This window comes from Mesorhizobium sp. KACC 23794, from assembly GCF_052180275.1.
Classification (GTDB): Bacteria; Pseudomonadota; Alphaproteobacteria; order Rhizobiales; family Rhizobiaceae; genus Kumtagia.
Genome location: NZ_CP197465.1, coordinates 6,146,100 through 6,170,261, shown reverse-complemented (window position 1 = coordinate 6,170,261; position 24,162 = coordinate 6,146,100). Strand labels below are relative to the sequence as shown.

Below are 24,162 nucleotides of genomic sequence, written 5' to 3'. Positions count from 1 at the left end.
GTCGGGCCCTTCCGCGGTGCACGCTATGCCAGCGGCCGCTTGCGTGTAAGCATCACGGCCACTGCCGCCACCAGCACCACCAGGCCCATGATGTAGAACGTGTCCGAAAAGGCCATGATCAGCGACTGCTGCGCGACGAGTTTTCCGAGCAGGATTTCAGCCTGATGGTGGGCAAGTTCATGGTCGGAAATGCCGTGTGACAGGAAATAGGCCTGCATCTTGGTGAGGAACTGCTGGACGTTCTCGCCATAGGGCGTGACCGACTGGCCGATGATGTTGGAATGGTACTGCTCGCGCTTGCTGATGATGGTGGCGAGCATCGCCGTGCCCACCGCGCCGCCGAGGGTGCGCATCATGTTGAAGACACCCGAGGCGGCGCCAGACATCTCCTTCGGAATGCCGATGGTGGCGATGCCGGCGAGTGGCGCGAGCACGACGGCCTGGCCGAGGGCGCGCACGATGTTCGTGGTCATGAACTGGGGTCCGCCATTGTCCAGGCTGAGATGGGTGTTCAAAAAGAAGCTGGTCGCGAAGATCACCAGCCCGGTGCAGACGATGAGGCGGGCGTCGAAATGCTTCTGCAGCAGCGGCACAAACGGGATGATGAGCAGTTGCGGCAGGCCGGCCCAGGCGAGCACGAGGCCGATCTGCTCGGCATTGTAGCCCTGCACCTGGTCGAGATAGGCGGGCAGCACATAGACCGAACCGAACAAAGCGAAGCCGACGGTCACGTTGGCGATTGTGCCGAGCGCAAAGTTGCGGTGGGCGAGCAGGCGCAGTTGCACGGCGGGCTTCTCGATCGTCAGTTCGATCGCCACGAAGATCGACAGGGCGACGGCCGCAATGATCGACAGCCTGACGATGAATGGCGAGCCGAACCAGTCGTCCTTGTTGCCTTCGTCGAGAACTGTCTGCAGGCTGGCGAGACCGACCACCATGAAAGCGATGCCCCACCAGTCGCCTTCCCTAAGCAAGGCGAGGTTCATCTTCGCCCGTTCGAGGGTTGGGTAGAGCAGTGCCAGCATCAGCGCCCCCGGCACGATGTTGACGAAGAAGATGTATTGCCAGCCATAGTTCTCGGTGAGGTAGCCGCCGATGGTTGGGCCGATGGACGGTCCGAACGTCGCGGTCAGGGCGAAGGCGGCGAGCCCCATCGGCTGCTGGCGCGGTGGCAGCGTCGTCAGCACCCGCGTGAAGGCCATCGGGATCATCACGCCGCCGCTAAAGCCCTGGAGCCCGCGCAGCAGGATCATCTGGCTGAGGTTTTCGGCAAAGGCGCAGGCGATGGAGAAGATCAGGAACAGAATGACGTTGCCGATCAGGAAGCGGCGGAAGGTGAAGACGCGGCTGAGATAGTCGGTCAGCGGGATCATGATGATCTCGCCGATCAGGTAGGAGGTGGAGATCCATGTGCCGTTGTCGGTGCCCGTGCCGATGCCGCCCTCGATCTCCGGCAGCGAGGAATTGGTGATCTGGATGTCGAGCACCGCGATCAGCGCGCCGACCATGCAGCCGAACACCGATATCCATGCCTTCAGGCTGGCTCCGTCCTGGGCCGGAGGCGCGGCCGAATATGTCGTGTCAGCCATGGCCGTGCTCCGGACTATCTAGAGGCAGTCTCTACGGGCGGCTTGATGTCGATCGTCGCCGTCACCGACATGCCGGGAAGCAGCCGGCCGGCCAGCGGGTCGGTGCGGTCGATGGCGATCTTCACCGGTATGCGCTGGACGATCTTGGTGAAATTGCCGGTGGCGTTGTCGGGCGGCAGCAGGGAGAATTCCTGGCCGCTGGCCGGCGCGACGCTGTCGACCGTGCCGCGCACCGAGACGCCGTTGAAGGTGTCGACGTCGATGCTGACCGGCTGGCCCGGCTTGACGTCGGCAAGCTGGGTCTCCTTGTAGTTGGCGACGACGTAGGTCTGGGCGAGCGGCACCACGGCGAGCAATTGCATGCCTGGCTGGACATAAAGCCCGACCCTCAGTTCGCGCGCGCCGACAACGCCATCCACAGGCGCGCGGAGCACCGTGTAGCCGAGGTTGAGCTCGGCCTGGTCGAGCGCGGCCTGATTGTGCTGGAGCGTGGCGTTGGCCTCGGCCAGCTGTGCGTCGAGTGTCTCGATCTCCGTCTGCGCCGCTTCCAGCGCCGCCTTGTCCTTAGCCACCAGCGCGTTGGCGGACGCGATCTGCGAGGCGGCCTGCTGGGCGTCCTGGACCGAGCCGTAGCCGCTCTTGGCAAGGGAGCCGAAGCGCTGGTTGTTCTGTTCGGCATAGACCGCGGTGGCCTGATCGGCCTTGATCGTGGCGTTCGCCTCGTCGATCAGCGCGTTCTGCTCGTCGAGCTGGGCCTTGATGCTGCCGATCGCCGCTTGAGCGACCGCGACATCGGCCTTGGCCTGGTTGACGGCGGCCTGGTAGTCGCGCTGGTCGATGATCGCCAGGACGTCTCCGGCCTTCACGGGCTGGTTGTCGCCGACCGACACGGTGGCGAGATAGCCCGTTACCTGCGGGGCTATGGCGACCACGTCGGCCTGGACATAGGCGTCGTCGGTCGCTTCTTGGAAGCGCCAGACGGTCCAGTATTGCTCGCCGGCATAGGCTGCCGCGCAGAGCGCCAGCGCGGCAGCCGCGCCGAGCAGGATGCGTCGCAGCCGCCGCGGCGGCGCTTGCACGGGCGGAGGAGGAGCGGGCGCAACAGTGCCCGCCTTGAGGCTCGCAGGATGAATGACGACGTTCATGGAACTTCCCCATTGTTTGCTGAATTGCGTGGATGCGAATGCTGGCGTTGAACCGCGCGGCTCATGCGCAGCGGTTGTCGGCACGCCATCGGGCTGGCGTGCTGCCGGCGAATTTCTTGAAGACGGTGGTGAAGTGGGCCTGGGTCTGGAAGCCGACGTCGAGGGCGATGTTGACCAGCGTCTCTTCGGTGCGCGAGAGCAGTTCCTTGGCGCGGTCGATGCGGCGCTGCAGCAGGTAGTCGTGCGGGCGCAGGCCAGTCGCGGTGCGGAAGCGGGCGGCGAAATACATGCGGCTGAGGCCGGCGGCGTGGGCGAGATCGGCCAGCGAGACGGTTTCGCCGAGGTTCTCGTCGATATAGGCGAGCACGCGCTTCAGCCGCCACTTCTGCAGTGCCTCGGTCGATTCTTCCTGCTCACGCGAACGCAGCTTGAGCCAGCGGGCGGCAAGCGCCACGCGGATGGCGTCAGCATAGGCGTCGTCGTCCTCGCTCTCCTCGATGCCAGAGCGGCCGAGTTGATCGAACAGACGCTTCATGACGGGATCGGAGGCCATGGCTTCTGAAGTCGCGGGCACGACGAAGTCGAGGCCGCCGCCATTCACCGCATCGGCCGAAAGCGAAAGCACGACACCCATATGCGGGAGGCCGACCTTGACGGAGGCCCGGGAAGTGCGGGGCGTGGACGGCGTGTCGTCCGCGGCGGGGGCATTCGCAGCCAACAGGCCGGCTGGAACGGAATGGATTGAACCGGTCGAGATGCTGGTGAATGAACTGATGGGCATTTCCGTGATCCCCCAATGATCCTGAGTTGAATTTCTTGGATCTTTCCGACCTGGGTGGCGAAGACGCCTGTCTGCGGACCCTGTTTGGAAATTCCCGGCGATTGCAGTCTCACAATATGTCGGGGGCCGGATTGCTCAATTATACCGGGGTTTTGCGGTCCATCCGATGGGTTGGAGCACCCCAAACCTTGGTATGATGGCTGCTCTGCCAAGGCGTGTCGGGCAGGGGACTGGGCAAGGCCGTGCCTTCGCGAAAGACGTTTCGCGCTGGGCGTCGAAAAGGCAGGTCGAACGCGACGGAGGCAGTGCCGCGGTGAACGCACCGGCCGGCGGGTCCGGTTCGCGAACAATCCGATCCTCCGGAAAGGAGTGACTGTCTGTGGCCGCCTTGCGAGATAGGATGATATCGCGTTTGTTGGAGGGGAAACGCAGGAAGAGCCGCATGCCGATTCATGTTCCCGTGCATGCCGGCTCCACCGCTAAGGGGGTGGCGGCGATCCTGCTGACCATCGCCATCTTCGTGATCGATGCGCTGACCTCGCTGGGCATCGCGATCGCCGTTCTCTACGCGCTGGTCATCATCCTCGGCGCCGCGTCGCTCGACCGGCGCGGGCTGATCGTGGTGTCGGTGCTGTGCGTGGTCTTCACGCTCGTTGCCTTCCTGTTCGGCCACGGTGACAGCTTCGATACCGACGCCGCGATCCGCTGCGCGATCAGTCTCTGCGCCATCGTCGTGACGACGCTGCTGTCGCTGAGGAACCAGGAGGCGACACTGCAGCTCAAGGACCAGGCGGCGCTGCTCGACCTGACCCATGACGCGATCTTCGTGCGCGACGCCGGGGACACCATCACCTACTGGAACCGCGGCGCCGAGCGGCTCTACGGATGGCCGGCCGAGGACGCCGTCGGGCGCAAGGCGACCGAATTGTTGAAAACGAGGTTCCCCCTCGAGTTGGCGGGGCTGCAGGCGGACCTTCTGGAAACCGGACGCTGGGAGGGCGAACTCATCCATACCAGGCGTGACGGTTTCGAACTCACGGTGCTGAGCCGCTGGTCGCTGCACCGCGACCCGCACGGCAGGCCGGTGGCGACCATGGAGATCAACAGCGACATCACCGAGCGCCGCGAGGCCGAGAGCGCCCTGCACAGGGCGCAGGCGGAGCTCTCGCATGTCTCCCGCGTCACCACGCTGGGCGAACTCGCCGCGTCGATCGCCCATGAGACCAACCAGCCGCTGGCGGCCGTCGTCACCAATGGCGACGCAGGGCTGCGCTGGCTGTCGCGGGAACCGCCCAATATCGACGCGGCGCGGATGTCGCTGGAAAAGATGATCGGCAATGCACGGCGGGCCAGTGACGTCATCGCCAGGCTGCGCGCCCTGGCGCGGCGGTCTGAAGCCGAGCATCTTCCGCTCGATCTCAACGACGTCGTCGACGACACGCTGCTGCTGGTGCAGCGCGAACTGGCCGAGCGCCGGGTCGACCTCAACCTGTCCTTCGATCCGTCCGTGCCCGAAGTGCTGGGCGACCGCGTGCAACTGCAGCAGGTCGTCATCAACCTGGTGATGAACGCGCTGCAGGCCATGGACAATGCCGGCGGCCAGCGCAGGCTGCGCATTGCAACCCGCCGCGAGACGCCGGAGAATGGCGGCGGCGCGGTCCTCGAGGTGACGGATTCCGGCATGGGCTTCGATACGGACAAGGCGGGCAAGCTCTTTGCCGCCTTCTACACCACCAAGCCCGACGGCATGGGCATGGGCCTGTCGATCAGCCGATCCATCGTCGAAGCACATCGCGGCCAGATCAGTGCGTCCGCCAACGAGGGGCCTGGCGCCACCTTCACGGTCCGCATCCCCTCACCCCCCGCCGGAGATCAATGATGCCATCTTCGCAAAAAACTCCCAAGGTCGAGGAGCCGATCCGCTCGATGGTGATCGTCGTCGATGACGACGCCGACCTGCGAGATGCGCTCGACAATCTGTTCCGGTCGGTGGGGCTGGAGGTCTCGGTATTCGGCTCCGCGCCGGAATTGCTGCGGGCCAGGCTGCCGGAGGTGCCGAGCTGCCTTGTGCTCGACATCCGCCTGCCTGGCATCAGCGGCCTCGATTTCCAGGGCCAGTTGGGAAAGCTTGGCATCCACCTACCGATCGTCTTCATGACCGGCCACGGCGACATCCCGATGTCGGTGCGCGCCATGAAGGCCGGCGCCGTCGATTTCCTCGCAAAACCCTTCCGCGACCAGGATATGCTGGACGCCGTCGCCATCGCGATCGATCGCGACCGCGAGCGCCGCGCGATACGCCAGACGGCCGGAGCATTGCGCGGCCGCTATGACGCGCTGACGCCGCGCGAGGCGGAAGTCATGAAACACGTGACCAAGGGCCTGCTCAACAAGCAGATCGCCGGCGAAATGGATCTCGCCGAAATCACGGTGAAGATCCACCGCGGCAACATGATGCGCAAGATGGGCGCCACTTCCCTGGCCGATCTCGTCCGCATGGCCGAGAGCCTCGCTATCCATCGGGAATGATGGCAACAAACCAGTGTATACGTTTCGCGAGCGCGGAAATTGCGGCACTCTTTATGAAAGGCCAGCGAGGCCCGGACCGGTGCACGGGCACCGGCGAAGCTGCGAAAGAGTACCAGAAGTGCCGACAATCACCATCATCGACGACGACGACGAGGTTCGCGTCGCGACGGAGAACCTCGTCCAGTCCCACGGGCTGAACGCCCATACTTTCGCCTCGGCGGAGGATTTTCTCAATTCACCGCTCGTCGACCAGACCGCGTGCCTCATAACGGACGTCCAGATGCCCGGCATGAGCGGCGTCGAACTGCAGAGCGCGCTGATCGAGCGCGGCTGCAGCGTTCCGATGATCTTCATCACTGCGTTCCCGGAGGAACGCCTGCGCCGCCAGGTGGAAGCCGCCGGCGCGCTGGGTTTTCTGAGCAAGCCTTTTGACGCCGCGATCCTGATGTCATGCATCGACAGGGCGCTTGCGCCCGCATCTTTTTAACGGCGTAAGCAGGTCGCGGGGCGAAAGCGGGGCGGCCGCCTTTGGTGGCGCAGGGGCAGGGTGTGGGGACCCCCAGTTCAGTTTCCTTGTCCCCGCACCGTCGAGCCGGGCGAAACGACGCCGCTCCGCTGGTTTAATTTACCAGGCGGTGATGACGGCGCCCTTGAAGGTCTCCTGGACGAATGCCTTCACTTCCGGCGTGTGGTAAGCCTTGACCAGCTTGGCGACCCAGGGCGCGTTCCTGTCGGCGGTGCGCACGGCGATCAGGTTGACGTAGGGCGCCTTGGCGCCTTCCTTCAGGATCGGGTCTGCCGCCGGGTTGAGGCCCGCCTCGATCGCATAGTTGGTGTTGACGGCGGACGCATCCGTGTCCTCCAGCGAGCGCGGAAGCTGGGCGGCGTCAAGCTCGATGAAGCTGAATTTCTTCGGGTTTTCGGTGATGTCGGCCGGGCCGACCTTCAGACCCTTTTCAGGGTTCAGCTTGATGTAGCCATTGTCGGCCAGGATGAGCAGGGCGCGTCCGCCGTTGGTTGGATCGTTAGGGATGGCGATCGTCGCACCCTCCGGCAATTCATCGAAGCTTTTCACCTTCTTCGAATAGATGCCCATCGGGAAATTCACGGTCCAGGCGACGTCGACGATGTCGTATTTGCGGTCGGCGACCTGGTTGTCGAGATATGGCTTGTGCTGGAACGAGTTGGCGTCGAGTTCGCCGTCGTTCAGCGCCTGGTTCGGCACGACATAGTCCGAGAATTCGAGGATCTGGATGTCGAGGCCGTCGGCTTTGGCGACTTCCTTCACCTTCTCCAGGATCTGGGCGTGCGGACCGGGCGTGACGCCGATCTTTATCGCCTGCGCCGACGCCGCGCCGACGGACAGGCCGAGCGCAAGGCCGAGCGCGAGCGTGATTTTCGTTAACATGGATAGTCTCCGTTTTCCTGCGGGTTGGATGGATATCAGCGCGGCCGGATGCGCTTGTCGAAACGACGCGCCAGCCGGTCTCCGGCCGACTGCACGGCCTGGACCAGGACGATCAGGACGACGACCACCGCCGCCATCACGTCGGGCATGAAGCGCTGGTAGCCGTATCGTATTCCGAGGTCGCCCAGCCCGCCGCCGCCGATCGCCCCGACCATTGCCGAGTAGCCGATCAGGCTGACGATGGTGAGCGTCAACGCCAGCGTGATGCCGGGCCTGGCTTCGGCGAGCAGCACCTTCCAGACGATCTGGAACGGCGTGGCGCCCATGGCGCGACCCGTCTCGATCAGGCCGGGATCGACCTCGCGGATCGCCGATTCCACGAGGCGGGCGACGAATGGAACGGTGGCGATGGTCAGGGGAACGATCGCGGCGTTCGTGCCGATGGAGGTGCCGGCGACCAGGCGGGTGAACGGGATGATCGCCACGACGAGGATGATGAAGGGGGTGGAGCGCGTCGCATTGACGATCGCGCCGAGGATGCGGTTGGCGACGGGAGCCGCAAACAACTCGCCACGGCCGCTGGTCGCCAGGAACACGCCAAGCGGGACGCCCAGTATCGAGCCGGCGAACGTGGCGATGCAGACCATATGCAGGGTCTGCCCGGTTGCCTTGACGATGAGCCACATGATCTCAGGCGACATGGCCGAGCACCTCCGCATGAAAGCCCCGCGCGTCGAGTGCGGCGAGCGTCCGGTCGATCTGCTGCCCGTGCGGCGCAAGCGACACGACGAACGAGCCGAACGGCTGGCCGCCGATTTCATCGACGGCGCCGGCGAGAATGGAAAAGTCCGGCCCGACAACATCGGCGATGCGCGACAGCGGCGCCTGCCGTGCCGCATCCCCGGCGAAGGTGATCCGGAGCACCGGCGCGGAGCCGTTCCATGGATGCGGCTTCAGGCTTAGCGCCAGCGCCTCAGGCAGGCGGTATCCGGGCAGGCCGGAGAGCAACGCCCGCGTCGTCTCGTGGCGCGGCGCGCTGAAGATATCGAACGCCGTGCCACGCTCGACGATCTTGCCGCGATCGATGACCGCGACATGGTCGGCGATGCGCTTCACCACCTCCATCTCATGGGTGATGAGCAGGATGGTGAGGCCGAGCTCGCGGTTGACGCGCCTGAGCAGGTCGAGGACCGAACGGGTCTTTTCGGGATCGAGCGCCGAGGTGGCCTCGTCGGACAGCAGCAGCTTCGGCTCCGTCGCAAGCGCCCGGGCGACGCCGACGCGCTGCTTCTGGCCTCCCGAGAGTTCGGAGGGATAGCGGTCGCGCTTGTCCGACAGGCCGACGAGGTCGAGCAGCGGAGCGACGCGGGTCTCGATCGCGCCGCGCGACAACCCTGCGATCTCGAGCGGCAGGGCGATGTTGCCGAACACCGTGCGCGACGACAGGAGGTTGAAGTGCTGGAAGATCATGCCGACCGATCGCCTTATATCGCGCAGGCCCGCTTCGCTCAGCGGCGCGACATCGATTCCGTCGACGAGGACGCGGCCGGCGGTCGGCTTCTCCAGGCCGTTGACGAGGCGGATCAGCGTCGATTTGCCGGCGCCCGAGCGGCCGATGATCGCCGTGACGGACCCCTGCGGCGCGGAAAGGTCGATACCGTCAAGCGCCGTGACTTCGGTGCTGGCGCCGCTGGCCGGAAAGGTCTTCGAGACGGCTTCGAGGCGGACGAGGTCCGTGCCGACGGCGGGCAACTCGCCGATGCTGCCCTCGCGAGGCGGCAACGGATCGGGAGCGGTCCGCGTAACGGGTGACCGCCATGCCTGCTCTTGCGTTCGGCGCGGTCCGGTTTCCGGCATGACGGTTCCTTCGTCTCCAGGCGGCTTCCTGTCTGGACGATGCGCTCGAACCGGATGTGGTTCCAACCGGATATTCATTCGCGGCCAGCCCACGGCACGAGCGCCGTTTCGATAAGCCGGATCAGATCAAACATCGGAGACTCTAACTAACCTCGGATAAAACCAAATGGCCCGTCCTGGCAGGGATGACGATGTGCCAGGACGGGCCGGTGCGCGCTTGGGAGGAGTTGCGCATCGAGTTGGGGCAGCAGTTCCGCTCATGTCCGGCGGAAACCCGCGATCCGAGCGTTCTGCCGCGATGAGAATACCGATCTACAATGCCTAATTCGATAAATCCTGTAGAGTTAGTTTATTCCAACTTATGCGGCGTTGTTGAAAATTCCATGTCGCGCAATTCCGCTGTCGGACCTGCGTTGGATTCATTGTTCTGCGCCGGTCGTGCATGACATATTCGGGAGGGGTTGGTGGCGGGGACACGGAAGCAGGACGAGCGCGCCATGAAAAAGGTCGCGGTGTTCGGAAATGCGGGTGGTGGAAAATCGACGCTGGCCAGACATCTGGCAAGCCTGACCGGACTCCCGTTGTATCCGCTGGACATGATCCAGTTTCGGGCCGGAGGCGGGGAAGTTCCGCATGAGGACTATCTGGAGGCGCATGCCAGGTTGCTGCGCGGGGACGAGTGGATCATCGACGGCTATGGGAATGAAGTTTCGGCCTGGGAGCGGTTCGCCGTCGCCGACACGCTGGTCTACATCGATCTCCCCATTCCCGTACATTATTGGTGGGTGACGAAGCGTCTTTTCAAAGGCCTGTTCGTCACGCCCGAGGGCTGGCCTGAAAATAGTCCGATCTGGCGCAGCACGATGGACAGTTACCGGGTCGTCCGGCTCTGCGATCGCGAGATGACACCCAGATACAGGCAGCTTGTCGCCGATGCACCGGCGTCGAAGCGGGTTCACCACTTGACATCGCCGGCCGCGATGAAGGCGTTCCTCGATGCAGTCGGACGCGAATACGCAACAGCCTGAGGATTCTTGGTGGAATGCAACCGAGGCTGGCGCGGCACGCCATGCGGACGCAGCGGCCATTCCGAGGCTGGCCGACGACTGCGAATCCTCCAGAAGACTATCCCTTGTCGATGACCGCGTCCGGCCCGGCGCCGCAGACGATGGCGCAGATGCGTTCGCCGGGCTTGACCCGCACCCGACCCTCGGCAAGCGCGGCAAGCGAGGCGGCGCCGCTGAGATCGGCGGCAAGGCCCATCTCGAACCACAGGCTTTTTGCGGCGCGCAGCATCTCGGCATCGTCGACCAGCACGATCTCATCGACGTGGCGGCGGACGATGTCGAAGATGGCGTCGTCGGTCTTGGCGCAAGCCATGGTGGCCACCGAGGTCGTCACCTTGTCCAAGGCAATATTCCGCCCGGCTTCCAGCGAGCGCAGCAGCACCGGCGATCCCGTCGCCTCAATGCCGACGATGCGGACATGCGGCGCCAGCGCCTTGATCGCCGTCGATACGCCGCTGATCAGGCCGCCGCCGCCCATAGCGACCAGGATTGTCGTCACGTCCGGCATCTGCGCCAGAATTTCGAGACCGACCGTACCTTGCCCGGCCACCACCGCCGGATCGGCGAAGGGATGGAAATAGGTTGCTCCGGTTTCGCGGACAAACGCCTGCGCCGCCTCGTTGGATTCATGCCAGGCGGAGCCGACGATGCGGGTGGCCGCACCCCAGGCTTCCAGCTTCTCGATCTTTGCGGGCGAGGCGTTGGAGGGCAGGAAGATGGTGGTCGGCACGCCGGCCATGAAACCGGCGCGCGCGGTGGCGATGCCGTGGTTTCCACCCGAAGCGGCGACGATGCCGCAGCGCAGGGCGGTGCGGTCCAGTGACAGCAACTTGTTGGTGGCGCCGCGCGCCTTGAACGAGCCGGTGACCTGCAGCAGTTCCAGTTTCAGCATCAGGTCGACGCCGCCAGCCAGCGGCGTCTTGAAATTGGTGGCGGCGATCATCGGCGTGGACCGTATGTTGCCTGCAATGCGGGTGGCCGCGGCGCGGATGTCGTCGAGCGTGATCAAGCCAGTTCTCCCTCATAGCGCGCGGCAACGGTTACGCAGCAATTGCCGACGACGACACGTCCCGGCTGGCGGCGTCCATAGACGATGCCGTCCGCAGCGTAAAACAAAGTCTCCGGCGCGCGGCCGGGATCGCCCAGATTGTGGATACGTCCGGCCGCCTCACCGGCGTGGACCGTGGCGCCAAGCGCATGAAACGGCTCGAAGACGCCGTTCGTCGTCGCCAGCACATAGCCGTCATGGCCGGGAATGCGCAGGATGTTCTCGGGCCTCGCCGCCGGCGGCTTGCCGGTGGGCGGCAGCACGCCGAGATGGCTGAGCACGTTGCGCACGCCGCGACGGCAGATGTCGAGCGCATCGAGCGAGACGGTGCCGGCGCCCGCCATTTCCGTGCCGACCGTCGTCAACCCGGCGCGAACCGAGGTGGCGGTGGAGGTGCGGGGTTCGCCGAGATTGTCGATGACCACCGTCAGCGGCGCGTCGAAGGCCAGCACCGCTTCCATGTTGCGCTTGCGGTGTGCGGCGTCGGGCGCCGGCTCGATGATGGCGCTGGGCAGGATGTTGAGGGAGGACCCGCCGGAGTGCAGGTCGACATAGGCATGGCCGAGCGGCATGACGACGTCGCTGACATAGGCCGAGATCTGCTGGGTGATGGTGCCTGCGGGATCGCCGGGAAAGGTACGGTTGAGATTCAGCCCGTCGACCGGCGAGGTGCGCTGCCCGGCCAGCACGGCGGGGGTGTTCACCGCGGGCAGGAAGATGATGCGCCCACTGACCATGCCCGGATCGAGCTCGCGGATGAGTTCGCCGAGCGTGATAGGCCCCTCATATTCGTCGCCATGGTTGCCCGCCTGGAGGATCGCCGTCGGACCGTTGCCGTTGCTGATGACGGCAAGCGGAATGCGGGTGGCGCCCCAGGCGTCGTCATGCGGCGAATGCGGGATATCGACGAAGCCGACCTGCTTTCCGGAACGGCAGAAGTCGATGGTGGTGCGGGCGGTGGACATGCGGGCCATGTTCTCTTTGAAGGATGGGTATTCGGGAACGAAAGCGCGGGGCGGCGGCGGGACCGGTAAGCCCCGCCGCCGAAAATTCAGATCGGCGGGAAGTTCGCGGGCAGCGACGTGCCGATCCATTTCTGCGAGAGCGCCGACAGCGAACCGTCGAGCAGGCCGAGATGGATGTAGGTGTCGAGCCAGCGCAGCAGTTCCGGGCTGCCCTGCTGGATGCCGATGTAGCAGGGCGAGAACTGCATGATGAACTTCGGCTTCAACTGGACCTTCGGATCCTTGTCCATCAGGTCCTTGGCGACGACGTCGGCGGTGGCGAGCAATTGTGCCTGGCCCGAGGTGAAGGCGGCCGCCGCTGTGGCGTCGTCGTCGAAGCGCAGGATCTTGGCGTTGGGAGCGGCCTTCGTTAGTTCCAGATCCTGCGTCGTGCCGCGCGCAACGGCGATGGTCTCGTCCTTCAGCTCGGCCGGCGAGGTGACGGCGATGCTGTCGGGGCCGAAGACGCCGATCGAAAGCGCCGCGTAGGGCGAGGTGAAGGCGATCTGCAGCGCGCGTTCCGGCGTCGCGCCCATGGCGGCGATGACGATATCGAGACGGTCGGTGACGAGGTAGGGCACGCGGTTGGCGCCGGTGATCTGCTGAAGCTCGAGCTTGACGCCCAGCGCCTCGGCGATCTTCCTGGCCATGTCGACATCGAGGCCGACCGGCTCGTTCTTGGCGTCGACCGAACCGAAAGGCGGCACGTCGACCGGCACGCCGATGCGCACGGTGCCGGCGGAGAGGATTTTCTGCAGGTCCGCAGCCTTGGCCGGCAGCGCCGACATGGCGCCGGCGAGCAGCACGGCTGTGATGATCCTGGTTAGATGCTTCAACATAAGACTTCCCCTTTGGCTGCTTGGATTGCTTTTCTTAGTGAAGGACGGCGCTCAGGAAGTTCCTGAGTTCGGCCGTACGAGGCTCGAGCAAGGTCTCACGCGCTGGTCCGTCCTCGTGGATGCGGCCCTCGTGCATGAAGATCACGCGGTCGGCGACGTTCTTTGCAAAGTTCATCTCGTGGGTGACGAGCATCATGGTCATGCCCTCGCTGGCGACGCCCTCGAGCACGCGCAGCACCTCGCCCACCAGTTCGGGGTCGAGTGCCGAGGTGATCTCGTCGAAAAGCATCAGGGTCGGCTGCATGGCCAATGCGCGCGCGATGGCGACGCGCTGCTGCTGGCCGCCGGAGAGTTCGTCGGGATAGGCGAGGAGCTTGTCGGCCAGCCCGACCTTGGCGACGACCTGCCGGGCCACCTCACGGGCGGCCGGCTTCTCCAGTTTGCGCACCAGCGTCAGCGCCAGCATGACGTTGCGCTCGACATTGAGGTGCGGGAACAGGTTGTAGCTCTGGAACACCATGCCGGCGCGCTGGCGCAAAAGGTTGAGGTCGGCACCCGGCGCGGTGACGTCGATGCCGTCGACGACGATGCGGCCGGACTGCACCTTCTCCAGTCCGTTGATGCAGCGCAGCATGGTGGACTTGCCCGAACCCGAGCGGCCGATAACGGCGACGATCTCGCCCTTCTCCAGGGTAAGCGAGACGCCCTTCAGCACCTCGACCGCTCCGAAGCGCTTGCGGATGTCGGCGAGCTCAACGAGCGACATGAAGTCTCCTTTCCAGCGAGCGGGCGAGCTGGGAGAGGGAAAAACAGATGACGAAATAGATGGCGGCGGCGCTGAGATAGACGGGCAGCGGCGCGAAGGTCGCGCCGCTGATGATCTGGCTGGCCCGTGTCAGTTCGACGAAGCCGATCAGCGCGGTGAGCGACGTGTTCTTCACCAGTTGCACCAGGAAGCCGACGGTTGGCGCTATGCTGATGCGGACCGCCTGCGGCAGAACGACATGGCCGAGGCGCTGCGCATAGGTGAGGCCGAGGGCCGCGCCTGCCTCCCATTGCCGCTGCGACACGGATTGCAGGCTGCCGCGCCAGATCTCGCCGAAGAAGGCCGAGGCGTAGATCGACAGCGAGAGCGCGGCAGCCGTCCACGCGTCGACCGAGAGGCCGAGCAGCGGCAGGCCGAAGAAAAAGACGAACAACTGGCCGAGCAGCGGCGTGCCCTGGATCAGGTTGATGTAGCCGATCGCCAGCCAGTTGAGCGGCCTGAGCGGGACGACGCGCAGCACGGCGACGACGACGCCGAGCAATCCGCCACCGATGACGGCGGTCAGCGCGAGCAGCACTGTCCAGCGCGCCGCGGCGATCAGGTAGACGATGTCGGCCCCGGCGAATTCGCGGATCATCGGCGCGGCCTCCTGACGAAGACCGCCCAGTAGATCCCGGCGAAGATCGCACGGAAGCCCAGCGTCAGCACGAGGTAGGAGAGGGTGATCAGCGTATAGGTCTCGAACGAGCGATAGGTGCGCGAATCGATGAAGGCGGCCTGGTGGAACAGTTCGGTGGCGCCGATCGAGGAGACGACGCTGGTGGTCAGCATGATCAGCACGAACTGGCTCGCCAGCGCGGGATAGATGGACTTGACCGCCTGGAACAGCACGACATGGCGAAACGTCTGGCCGGCTGTGAGACCGAGCGAGCGGCCGGCCTCGATCTGGCTCCGGCGCACCGACTCGAAACCGGCGCGCAAGATTTCGGCGCCATAGGCGCCCATGTTGATCGACAGTGCGATCAAGGCCGCGGTGTTGGGCGCGAGCTTGATGCCGAGCGAGGGCAGCCCGAAGAAGACGATGAACAGCTGCACCAGCAGCGGCGTGTTGCGTAGCGCCTCGACATAGACGCGGGCACAGCCGCGCAGCAGCCGGAACGGGCTGATGGCCGCCATGGCGACGACCAGGCCGATGGCAAGGCCACAGACCATGGTGGCGACCGAGAACTGCAAGGTGAGCAGCACGCCTTTCGCGATCTCGTCGGTGTAGCGCAGCAGGACGTCAAATTTGAAATTATAGCTCATGGATGCAGAGCGCCTTTTTGCAATCGCGCTGAGATGGGCTATTTTCCGCTCGGATTTGCTGGACACTACGCTATCGCCGCTTCATATGTGGCGTCAAGCGTCATCTATGAAACGAGATGAAATGACCGACGAGAAGCTGAGCTATAGCGCGCCGGCCCTGGAAAAGGGCCTCGACATCCTAGAATTGCTGGCCGATGCAGGGCAGTCCATGGGCACGCGTCAGATCGCCGAAGAGCTGGGGCGTTCAAAGAACGAGATCTTCCGCATGGTCCATGTGCTGCTGGCGCGCGGCTATATCCAGCGCGACGAGAGTGGCGAGGGGCTGATGCTGTCGAACAAGCTTTTCGGGCTGGGCATGCAGACGGCGCGCGCCCGCGACCTGGTCAGCACCGCGGCGCCGATCGTCGAGCGCTTCGCCGAGGAGGTGCACCAGGCCGCCCATCTGGTCGTCGCGCATCGCGGCGAGACGGTGATCATCGCGGCCGCTTCGGGCGGCGCGGACATGAATTTCTCATTGAAGCTCGGCTATCGCCGGCCGCTGGCGGATGCCCATTCCGGGCTGGTGCTGATGGCCTTCCAGCCCAAGCCGATCCGCGACAGGATGATCGCCGAATGCCTGATGCTGATGCGCGAGCCGCCCGATCCGACGACCCTTGCCGCCGAGCTCGACGAGGTGCGCGAGCGCGGCGCCATCATCCACGAAAGCCGCGACATCATCGGGGTGACGGACGTGGTCTGCCCGATCATCGCCAGTGGCGGACGGGCCGTCGCCTGCGTGACGGTGGCGGCCGTCAGCCGGCGCAGCGCCGCGCCGAATTTCGAGGCGATGCTGGCAAGGCTAAAGCTCGCCTGCGCCGAGATCGCGCATGAACTGGGTGGGTGAAATTGGGGAGTAAGGGAGTAGGGAGTAGGGAGTAGGGAGTAGGGGAAGAGGATTGCTCGCAACCGAGTGAGCAAGTCTTGGATTGGGTTCAAATAGAACTTGCAGCATTCTGACGGATTGGCATCATCCTACTCCCCTACTCCCCTACTCCCCTACTCCCCTACTCCCCTACTCCCCTACTCCCCTACTCCCCTACTCCCCTACTCCCCTACTCCCCTACGATCAGATCGCGCGGCATCCGGCTCAGAAGCTCCGCGCCGGTCGGCGTGACCAGCACATTGTTGATGATGCGGGCGCCGAGGCCCTCCGGGCCGATGAACACCGGCGGCTCGATGGTGACCACCATTCCGGCCTTCAACACATAAGGGCTGTCGCCGATCATGTGCAGCGGTTCGGCCCAGCTCGGCGGGAAGCCAGGCCCCAGCGAGTAGCCCGATGTATGGACGCGGTAGGGTCCCAGTCCGGCCTCGCCGATGATGGCGCGGGCCGCCGCATGCGGCACGGTCGCCGGCACGCCGTCGCGGATCGTGGCGATCATCGCATCGCAGGCGCGGCGCACGACATCATGAAGTTCGAGCATGCGCGGCGTCGGCGCGCCGAGCGCGAACTGCCGGCCGATGGTGGCGGTGTAGCGGCCGGAGGTGGCGCCGAACTCGATGCTGCCGAAATCGCCCCGCTCGAGCAGCCGCGCGGTCGGTGCGCCATGGCTGTAGGCGGAGCGCGGGCCGGAGACCAGATTGATCGGACTGGCGGCGATGCCGCTGCCGTTCCTGAGCAAGGTCTCGTAGACGCCGCCCGCCAGCGCCAGTTCGGAGACGCCAGCCGAAAGGTCCTCGGCGAAGCGCGCCATGCCGAGATCGGCAAGTGCCGCCGCGCGGCGGATATAGTCGATCTCGGCCGGCGATTTCACCAGCTTGAGCCCGGCGATCAAATCGGTCGCTTCGCCGACCAGCGCTTCGCCCAGCAGGTCGCGCAGCGCCAGATAGTGATGCGGATGGAGATAATAGGCCGGCACCTCCAGGCCGACGCGAGATCCCGGCAGGCCGTGGCGGCGCGCCAGCTCGGCGAAAGCCGCGATCGGGTCCTCATTCTCGCCGCCGCCAAAACCATGCACCGCGTCGGCCAGCGAGTCGGTCTCGAATTCGTGGACCTCGCCCTGGCGCGTGAGAACAACGAGGGGTGCGTCGCCGGCCCCGACCAGCAGGCATTGGAATTCCTGGTAGCTCTTGGCATCGCTGCCGGTGAGCCAGTGGATGGAGGCGGGGTGGACCGCAACCAGCCAGTCGAGTTCCCGTACCGCCATGGCGGCGCGGACGCGGGCCAGCCGTCCGGCGAACTCTTCCGCGGTGAAATCGTTCTTCGACATCAGTCGCGCGTCACCGCCATCGCCTCGATCTCGATCAGCAGGTTTTCGAAGGCAAAGCCGGCGACCCGGATCGCGGTGACCGCTGGACCGGGCTGCGGATAGAATTCGCCCTGCACGTTGGCAATCACCGCGCGGGTCGCCTTGATCTCGGCCCAGCTACCCTCGGCATGGTAGTAGATGTACAGCTTGGCGACGTCGCTTTCGTCGAGCCCGCCTTCGGCAAGCGTGCGGCGAATGAACTCGAAGACGTTGCGGGTCTGCGTCTCAATATCGCTGCCGACCGCCTGCGCCTTGTCGTCGGCAGAGATCTGGCCCCCGATGAAGGCGAGCTTGCCGATCTTCCAGCCCTGCGTGAACTGGGTGTTGGGAATGCTCCAGTCCCAGTGGTTGGACGGCTGCAGCCGCTGCTTGTCGTCGCCGAGCATGCCGATGCCCTCGACCTGGATCAGTTCGTCGGCATCGCCCATGCCCTGGATGCGCAGCCCGGCGCCGGCGGCCGAGGGCACCGACATGTAGCGGCGGCGCACATTCGTCATCTTCTCCCAATAGTCGGTAACTTCGCGGCCCTCGCCGAAGAAGCGGAAATAGGTGTTCTGGCGCATCAGGCTGTTGCGGTCGCCGCCGCCTTGCCGCAGCATCGTATCGAGGTTGCGGAAGGCCTCGTCGGTCTGCACCTCGATATCGCCAAGCCCCAATACCTTGCCGTCGGCGTCGAGCGAACGCTGCCCACCGACGAACAGCATGTCGCCGACCTTCCAGCCATGCACGAAGGGCAACTCCTTGGCCCAGCGCCAGTGGCCGGGCGGGTCGAGCAGTTCGCCTTTGCCGCCGGTCACCACCCACGCATCGACCATCAGCCGCGCGCCCTTCTTGTCGAGGCCGCAGCGGATTTCCGTCGTCGTCGGGCCGGGCGCGGTGAAATAGCCGGCTCGGACAGAATCGAGTTCTTCGAGTAAGGTGCCGACGGCATCCGCGTCGCAGCTGAAATAGATGTTGTGCTTGACCACGTCGGCCATGCCGGCGCCCGCCTGCCGGAGCAGTGCCGACAACCTGTCGAAGATGGCGCGGGCCTGCCCGGCGACGTCGGTTGCGACGATCTCGCCGTCGCCGTTCGTCGCCATCAGCCCGCCGACGAAGATAAGATCGCCGGCGCGCACTGCCTGCGGTTCGAGGCTCTCGCCATCCCAAAATATCTGCTTTGTCATAAAAGCGCTCCAAGCGTCATTTTGTGACTTACTTACCTGCAAGTCAGTATTCCGTCAAATGCTGGGGATGTGATGAAGCGTCCACCTTCCGGCCGCGCGCATTGAGCTATGATGCGCCATGGACGAGACCGGCACGAGACAGGCGATCAAGGACACCGCGCTGGAGCTTCTGGTGCGCCACGGCTATCGCGGCACCAGCTTCGGCGAGATTTCTGCGGCGCTCGGCACGACGCGGGCCAACATCCACTACCATTTCGGCAACAAGCAGGCGCTCGTCGACGAGGTGCTGGACGACTATGTTCACACGACGCTCGCCGCCTTGCGGGCGGTGTGGTCGGCCGAGGGCGCGAGCCTAGCCGGCCAGGTGGAGGCGATGATCGACTACAGCCGCGCCCGCTTCCTGCGCTTCAATCCGGCTGGCACGGAAGGTCAGAACTGGAGCCTGATCGCGCGGCTGCGGCAGGACGCCGGTCTTCTCAGCCCGGGTGGACGCCGGATTCTCGGCCATTTCGGCGTGGAACTGTCGGCGCTGTTTTCCGCCGCTCTGTCGGCTGCCGCACAGCGCGGCGAGCTTGCGCCCGACATCCAGCCCGCCGACGCGGCGCTGCTGCTGGCGGCGATCGCCGACAATGCGGCGCCGATCACGCTCGCCGAAGGAGGATTCGAGCGGCTGGAAGGAACGTATCGCAGCCTGCGGCGGATGATCGAGAAGCCCAGAGCTTCGTGAACTCGGCCCTCCCGGCCCTCAGTTCCCCCTCCACGGCTTGCTTCGTGGACCGGCCTGCTTCACCTCACCAGCGCGGACGGAGTGGGCGAGGAGGCGGAATTCTGGCCTGCGAGGTCGGCGTAGTGACGACGCGCCACGTCGGGATGAGACCGCAGCCGGCTCTTCAGGACGTTGGTGCCGACATCGCGGAAAAGCGGGTTGTCGGGATCGCTCGCCGGCCCACGCGCCTCGGCGGCCAGTTCGGCCGGCAGCGTCAGCAAGGGGATGGTGGCGTCGAGCCTCGCGCTGAAGAAGAACGGCACCGAGATGCGCTCCACGCCGGCGGGCGGGGTGATCACCCGGTGCACGGTCGCGCGCAGATAGCCGTTGGACGCGAGTTCGAGCAGTTCGCCGATATTGACCACCAGCGTGCCGGGGATCGGATCGACATCGACCCAGCCGCCAGCATACTCGACCTGCAGGCCCTTGTTGGCGTCCTGCAGAAGCAGCGTGAGGAAGCCGCCGTCCTTGTGGGCGCCGACGCCCTGTTCCCCGCCGGTCAGGTCGCGGCCGGGATAGCGGACGATCTTCATGCGATGGTTGGGTTGCTCGGCATAGATCGCGTCGAATGCGCCTTCCAGCTGTTCGAGGGCGAGCGCGAAGGCTTTCAGCAAGCGGATCGCCACGGCGGTGGCCCGGCCCTGCCAGTTCAGCAGCACCGGCTTGAGGTCGGGCAGGCTTGCCGGCCACTGGTTGGGTCCCTGAAGGCGGGTCCAGGCCGGCAGGCCGGGCCGCTGCTCGATCGCCTCGCGTTCGACGCCGATGTCGAACTGCTCTCGCCAGTCGGCCTTGCCCCTGGTCAGTTCGCCGCCGGCGCGGGTATAGCCGCGGAACTGCGAGGAGTTGACCATGCCGATCGTAAGCTTGTCGGCTTCCGGCAGCGCGAAGAAGCGGCGCGCGGCGGCGAGCACGACATCGATCTGGCCGGTCGGGATGCCGTGGCCGGAGAGGTAGAAGAAGCCGACGTCGCGCGCCGCCGACCGCAGGTCTGCAAGAAAGGTGCGCCGCTCCGACGCGCCCTGTTCAAGGCGGGAGAGATCGAGCACGGGAACAATTCTGGTCATCGTCCGCCTCCAAGTCTTGTGTTGCCTGAGTAGCCAGGCGAACACATTCCGGCCGTCCCAAAGGCATCAGGCCGGGAAAGCCGACCCTTACGGCTGCGGCGACGAGCCATGCGGCCGCAGCGGCAAACCGTTCGCGATCACTGCGAAATCGATGCACAAACAGTGCCATGCGGGTAGCGGCGATCAAAGGAAACGGCGTTCAACGAGGAGGGCGCGGGAAGCAAATTGCAGGCGCGCGGATGCAGACGCAAGGAAGGGAATTCTTATGTCTATGGAACTGCTCGTTTATGAACGTCGGCGCTGTCGTCCCTGCCGGCGATAGCTGGCCGCACGCTCTGCCAAGTCCTCGGCGTCCTTGAGCGGCGCGGAAGTGTTCTTAAATTCCCTAAGCTGCCATCTTTGCGGTCACATCGAAGGGAAGGAATTGACCACCAATTCCTTCGTGGGGGTTTGCCGCGAGCGCGGCGATTCTCACGGGGCCACCGGGCGCTGGATTCCGACGAGGCAGCTCGTGGCCATCGATCACGAGCCATCCGCCGAAAGAGTTTCCCGCAGTCTGCGAGCCGACTTATTGCATGAACCAGCCATGGCTCACGACCAGCGACTGGCCGGTCAGCGCATTGGACTTTGCCGCCGCGAAATAGAGCACGGCATCGGCCACGTCGTCTGTCGTCGTGAATTCGCCGTCGACCGTGTCCTTGAGCATGACGGTCTTGATCACCTGCTCCTCGGTGATCCCCAGTTCCTTCGCCTGTTCGGGGATCTGCTTGTCGACCAGCGGCGTGCGCACGAAGCCGGGGCAGACCACGTTGGCGGTGACATTGTGCTCGGCGCCTTCCTTCGCCAGCACCTTGGCGAGGCCGACCAGCCCGTGCTTGGCGGTGACATAGGGCGCCTTCAGCTTCGACGCTTCCTTGGAGTGGACCGAGCCCATGTAGACGACGCGGCCGTAATTGGCCTCGTACATGTATTTGAGGCAGGCTTTCGTGGTCAGGAATGCGCCGTCCAGATGGATGGACAGCAGCTTCTTCCAATCCGCGAACGGAAAGTCGACCAGCGGCTTGACGATCTGGATGCCGGCATTGCTGACCAGCACGTCGACCTTTCCATATTTGGCGATGACATCGGCGACGCCCTTGTTGACCGCGTCCTCATCAGTCACGTTCATCGCCACGGCGAAGGCGTCGCCGCCCTTGGCCTTGACCTCGGCGGCCGTTGCGTTGGCCGCATCGAGGTTGAGGTCGGCGATGACCGGTATGCCGCCCTCTGCGGCGAAGCGAAACGCGATCTCCTTGCCGATGCCGCTCGCGGCTCCGGTGACGATCGCTACCCTTCCATCAAAACGCGACATGGTTCGAACCTTTCGAGGTTTCCGGGATCAGTCTTTCTTCAGATAGTCGAACACGACCTCGCCGAGGCCGAGCGTCAGGTCGGCGATATAATGGCTGGCCGAGATCACTTCGCGCACGGGCAAACGGGCGACGTCGCACATGGCGTGCTCGAACAGCTGCAGGGCGGCCGGGCCGGACCAGGCGCCCTTGAGCGTCACGTCCTCCATGTAATAACGCACCAGCTCGCAGATGCGCGGCGTGCAGTCCACATGGGGGATGATCTTGATCATGAAGGCAGGCTTGGCCATCGCCTTGGCCAGCGGCGCCAGGTCGAGTTCGCGGTGCTTGTAGCCCATCGTGGCGGTGACGCAGAGCACCGAGCCGTAATGCAGCGTGCCGACGATCGTCTCCTGCTCGTGCCGCAGCTTCGGCGTGGCGAGTTTCTTGGGAAATCCCCAGATCTCGCGTCCACCAGCGATCGGGGAATTGTCGTCGAGATACATGGCGTGCACATAGCCGCCATCCTGCACTTCGCCCGACGGCGTCGTGAAGCGCACCGGGATCACCTGCCCGGTCTCGGTATAGTCGCCGAATCCGGTCGAGTCGGGCATGCGGATGAACTCATACGCCACGGTATCGCCCACCACCTCCAGCGGCTCCGGCACCATTGCGCGCAGGATCTCGGGGTCGGTGCGGTAATTGATGACGACGAATTCGCGATTGTAGAATTTATACGGCGGCTTCGGATAGGCCGGATCGTTGAGCGGCATCGCGAAGGCCTTGGCGCGCACGTCGGCAATGTTCATGTGTCTGCTCGCTTTTCGGCTGGATTGGGGTAAGCGCTTCCTATTCGGGCGGCAACTGCGCAAGGTCGAAGGTCGCCACCCCGTCCGCTGTCTTCGGGCGCTTCAGCACGCGGGGATGGCTGAGCGTGCGGATGGCGTCCTCGTAGCCGGACGCCCAATGCTCTTCCATCGTCAGCCGGGAGAATTCGTAGTCCTTGGAGCTGCCTTCATAACTTTTTGCCCGATAGATGAGGTGGATGATGTTGTAGACAGTTTCGTCGGCCTCGCTGATCAACAGCTCGGTGTCCGCGTCGGCATTCTTCAGTTCGTGCTCCGGCATCAGCTTCAGGAGCTTGGCAAGCGCCCGGCGCATGCGCTGCATCTTCCTGAACTGGTCCGTTGCCGCGCGCGTGCGGCTGGAGAACCGTATGTCTTTCTGGCGCAGGTCCGAACTCATCAGATCCCGCGGAAATTCCCCGTGCGCGCACCACAGGTCGACCTGGAAGGCGAGCGTGTCCTTGCGCGGACGGTCGTCGAGCACCCATTGCAGCGGCGTGTTGGATACCAGGCCGCCGTCCCAATATTGTTCGCCGTCGATCGTCACAGCCGGGAAACCGGGCGGCAACGCGCCGCTGGCCATCACATGCTCGGGGCCGATCACATGCGTGGTGGTGTCGAAATAGGCGAAATTGCCGGTTCTCACATTCACCGCGCCGACACTGAAGCGCATGGATCCCGAATTGATGCGGTCGAAATCGACCAGTGACTCCAGCGTCGCCTTGAGAGGGCTGACGTCGTAGAAGCTTTCCGCATCGACGCTGCCAGCCGGCAGCAGGAACGGCGGCACCGTCCGCGGCGTGAAGAAGCCCGGAGCTCCGGCCATCATGTTTGCAAAGGCCCGGCCCTGGTTAAGCAGTCCATGCCCGAAATCGCTCCTCGACCCTACCGAATCCAGCCATGACGTCACGAAACCGGGAACGCCGCTCGGAGCCGTCGTGACGCGCTCCCAGAACGCGCGCAAAGCCTCCACGCGCTTCTCCGGTGCGTTGCCGGCGATCAGTGCGGAATTGATGGCGCCGACGGAAATCCCGGCAACCCAGTCCGGATGGATGTTCGATTCGGACAGCGCCTGGTAGACGCCGGCCTGATACGAGCCCAACGCGCCGCCGCCCTGCAGCAACAAGGTGATACGTTCGAAATCCGGCCGCTCGCTCAGGCGGTGAGGCCGGCTTTTCGGCGGGTGCTGTACGGTCATACGGTGTGCAACTCTTGGATTGAACTATCCATGCGGCAGTGCAGCATAGACCGAATGCGAGCGGCTTGCACAGGGGTGAAGCGACGCAGGCCTCGCCGGCCCTATCGCGCGGCGGCTCCCTTATCCGTGCAGGCCCGCGGCCAGCGGAACCGGCGTTCGACGTATACGT

The 24,162-nt window shown here is 64.8% G+C and carries 24 protein-coding genes; 6 read left to right on the top strand and 18 right to left on the bottom strand.

Annotated elements, in window-relative coordinates; all coding sequences use genetic code 11:
• Positions 1-23: 23 nt before the first annotated feature.
• The 3 genes from ACSBOB_RS29880 to ACSBOB_RS29870 all read right to left on the bottom strand — a co-directional run bounded on the left by ACSBOB_RS29880 (position 24) and on the right by ACSBOB_RS29870 (position 3,515).
• Positions 24-1,589 (bottom strand): DHA2 family efflux MFS transporter permease subunit, encoded by a 1,566-nt coding sequence (locus ACSBOB_RS29880; protein ID WP_442579648.1) that lies wholly within the window; start codon positions 1,587-1,589, stop codon positions 24-26.
• 14 nt (positions 1,590-1,603) lie between these two features.
• Positions 1,604-2,734, bottom strand: coding sequence for an HlyD family secretion protein (locus ACSBOB_RS29875; RefSeq protein WP_442579647.1), 1,131 nt, complete (start codon positions 2,732-2,734; stop codon positions 1,604-1,606).
• Positions 2,735-2,795: 61 nt separating this feature from the next.
• Entirely contained in the window at positions 2,796-3,515 is a 720-nt protein-coding gene (locus ACSBOB_RS29870) for a helix-turn-helix domain-containing protein (RefSeq protein WP_442579646.1), read from the bottom strand.
• Positions 3,516-3,957: 442 nt separating this feature from the next.
• Here ACSBOB_RS29870 and ACSBOB_RS29865 point away from each other — a divergent pair, with 442 nt between their 5' ends.
• The 3 genes from ACSBOB_RS29865 to ACSBOB_RS29855 all read left to right on the top strand — a co-directional run bounded on the left by ACSBOB_RS29865 (position 3,958) and on the right by ACSBOB_RS29855 (position 6,531).
• Positions 3,958-5,394, top strand: coding sequence for an ATP-binding protein (locus ACSBOB_RS29865; protein WP_442579645.1), 1,437 nt, complete (start codon positions 3,958-3,960; stop codon positions 5,392-5,394).
• Entirely contained in the window at positions 5,394-6,044 is a 651-nt protein-coding gene (locus ACSBOB_RS29860) for a response regulator transcription factor (RefSeq protein WP_442579644.1), read from the top strand. Before ACSBOB_RS29865 ends, ACSBOB_RS29860 begins: the two co-directional genes overlap by 1 nt.
• A gap of 118 nt (positions 6,045-6,162) precedes the next feature.
• Positions 6,163-6,531: a response regulator transcription factor gene (locus ACSBOB_RS29855; protein WP_442579643.1), complete on the top strand. Its 369-nt coding sequence runs from the start codon at positions 6,163-6,165 to the stop codon at positions 6,529-6,531.
• 138 nt (positions 6,532-6,669) lie between these two features.
• Here the strand turns inward: ACSBOB_RS29855 and ACSBOB_RS29850 are convergent, their stop codons facing one another.
• From ACSBOB_RS29850 to ACSBOB_RS29840, 3 genes are read right to left on the bottom strand one after another with little or no spacing between them, the layout of a single operon-like run.
• Positions 6,670-7,452 (bottom strand): MetQ/NlpA family ABC transporter substrate-binding protein, encoded by a 783-nt coding sequence (locus ACSBOB_RS29850; protein ID WP_442579642.1) that lies wholly within the window; start codon positions 7,450-7,452, stop codon positions 6,670-6,672.
• A 35-nt stretch (positions 7,453-7,487) separates the two neighbouring features.
• A complete protein-coding gene (locus ACSBOB_RS29845; protein ID WP_442579641.1) occupies positions 7,488-8,153 on the bottom strand; it encodes a methionine ABC transporter permease in 666 nt (221 codons plus the stop codon).
• The gene (locus ACSBOB_RS29840; protein WP_442579640.1) at positions 8,143-9,309 is read right to left on the bottom strand and encodes a methionine ABC transporter ATP-binding protein; all 1,167 of its coding nucleotides are present in this window, start codon (positions 9,307-9,309) and stop codon (positions 8,143-8,145) included. Before ACSBOB_RS29840 ends, ACSBOB_RS29845 begins: the two co-directional genes overlap by 11 nt.
• 497 nt (positions 9,310-9,806) lie before the next feature.
• Here ACSBOB_RS29840 and ACSBOB_RS29835 point away from each other — a divergent pair, with 497 nt between their 5' ends.
• On the top strand, positions 9,807-10,337 hold the full coding sequence (locus ACSBOB_RS29835; protein ID WP_442579639.1) for a hypothetical protein: 531 nt from the start codon (positions 9,807-9,809) through the stop codon (positions 10,335-10,337).
• A 97-nt stretch (positions 10,338-10,434) separates the two neighbouring features.
• Here ACSBOB_RS29835 and ACSBOB_RS29830 read toward each other — a convergent pair whose 3' ends face one another.
• The 6 genes from ACSBOB_RS29830 to ACSBOB_RS29805 form a co-directional block, all read right to left on the bottom strand.
• Positions 10,435-11,385 (bottom strand): threonine ammonia-lyase, encoded by a 951-nt coding sequence (locus tag ACSBOB_RS29830; RefSeq protein WP_442579638.1) that lies wholly within the window; start codon positions 11,383-11,385, stop codon positions 10,435-10,437.
• The gene (locus ACSBOB_RS29825; RefSeq protein ID WP_442579637.1) at positions 11,382-12,398 is read right to left on the bottom strand and encodes a succinylglutamate desuccinylase/aspartoacylase family protein; all 1,017 of its coding nucleotides are present in this window, start codon (positions 12,396-12,398) and stop codon (positions 11,382-11,384) included. The genes ACSBOB_RS29830 and ACSBOB_RS29825 overlap by 4 nt, the downstream gene beginning before the upstream one ends.
• Positions 12,399-12,475: 77 nt before the next feature.
• Positions 12,476-13,267 (bottom strand): transporter substrate-binding domain-containing protein, encoded by a 792-nt coding sequence (locus ACSBOB_RS29820; RefSeq protein ID WP_442579636.1) that lies wholly within the window; start codon positions 13,265-13,267, stop codon positions 12,476-12,478.
• Between the two features lie 34 nt (positions 13,268-13,301).
• Complete coding sequence (locus ACSBOB_RS29815) at positions 13,302-14,033, bottom strand: amino acid ABC transporter ATP-binding protein (protein WP_442579635.1); 732 nt, start codon at positions 14,031-14,033, stop codon at positions 13,302-13,304.
• Positions 14,020-14,670, bottom strand: coding sequence for an amino acid ABC transporter permease (locus tag ACSBOB_RS29810; protein ID WP_442579634.1), 651 nt, complete (start codon positions 14,668-14,670; stop codon positions 14,020-14,022). Before ACSBOB_RS29810 ends, ACSBOB_RS29815 begins: the two co-directional genes overlap by 14 nt.
• Positions 14,667-15,338, bottom strand: coding sequence for an amino acid ABC transporter permease (locus tag ACSBOB_RS29805; RefSeq protein ID WP_442579633.1), 672 nt, complete (start codon positions 15,336-15,338; stop codon positions 14,667-14,669). The genes ACSBOB_RS29810 and ACSBOB_RS29805 overlap by 4 nt, the downstream gene beginning before the upstream one ends.
• Before the next feature lie 121 nt (positions 15,339-15,459).
• Between ACSBOB_RS29805 and ACSBOB_RS29800 the strand changes: the two genes are divergently transcribed.
• Positions 15,460-16,221: an IclR family transcriptional regulator gene (locus ACSBOB_RS29800; protein ID WP_442579632.1), complete on the top strand. Its 762-nt coding sequence runs from the start codon at positions 15,460-15,462 to the stop codon at positions 16,219-16,221.
• 208 nt (positions 16,222-16,429) lie between these two features.
• Here the strand turns inward: ACSBOB_RS29800 and ACSBOB_RS29795 are convergent, their stop codons facing one another.
• Positions 16,430-17,587, bottom strand: a complete 1,158-nt coding sequence (locus ACSBOB_RS29795; protein WP_442579631.1) for a M24 family metallopeptidase — start codon at positions 17,585-17,587, stop codon at positions 16,430-16,432.
• A complete protein-coding gene (locus tag ACSBOB_RS29790) occupies positions 17,587-18,792 on the bottom strand; it encodes a RidA family protein (RefSeq protein WP_442579630.1) in 1,206 nt (401 codons plus the stop codon). The genes ACSBOB_RS29795 and ACSBOB_RS29790 overlap by 1 nt, the downstream gene beginning before the upstream one ends.
• Before the next feature lie 118 nt (positions 18,793-18,910).
• Between ACSBOB_RS29790 and ACSBOB_RS29785 the strand changes: the two genes are divergently transcribed.
• Positions 18,911-19,519 (top strand): TetR/AcrR family transcriptional regulator, encoded by a 609-nt coding sequence (locus ACSBOB_RS29785; RefSeq protein ID WP_442579629.1) that lies wholly within the window; start codon positions 18,911-18,913, stop codon positions 19,517-19,519.
• Positions 19,520-19,578: 59 nt separating this feature from the next.
• Here ACSBOB_RS29785 and ACSBOB_RS29780 read toward each other — a convergent pair whose 3' ends face one another.
• The 4 genes from ACSBOB_RS29780 to ACSBOB_RS29765 form a co-directional block, all read right to left on the bottom strand.
• Positions 19,579-20,622: an isopenicillin N synthase family dioxygenase gene (locus ACSBOB_RS29780; protein WP_442579628.1), complete on the bottom strand. Its 1,044-nt coding sequence runs from the start codon at positions 20,620-20,622 to the stop codon at positions 19,579-19,581.
• Positions 20,623-21,190: 568 nt separating this feature from the next.
• A complete protein-coding gene (locus tag ACSBOB_RS29775) occupies positions 21,191-21,973 on the bottom strand; it encodes a 3-hydroxybutyrate dehydrogenase (RefSeq protein ID WP_442579627.1) in 783 nt (260 codons plus the stop codon).
• 27 nt (positions 21,974-22,000) lie between these two features.
• Positions 22,001-22,759: an acetoacetate decarboxylase gene (locus ACSBOB_RS29770; protein ID WP_442579626.1), complete on the bottom strand. Its 759-nt coding sequence runs from the start codon at positions 22,757-22,759 to the stop codon at positions 22,001-22,003.
• A gap of 40 nt (positions 22,760-22,799) precedes the next feature.
• Positions 22,800-23,993: a patatin-like phospholipase family protein gene (locus tag ACSBOB_RS29765; RefSeq protein ID WP_442579625.1), complete on the bottom strand. Its 1,194-nt coding sequence runs from the start codon at positions 23,991-23,993 to the stop codon at positions 22,800-22,802.
• Between the last annotated feature and the right edge of the window lie 169 nt (positions 23,994-24,162).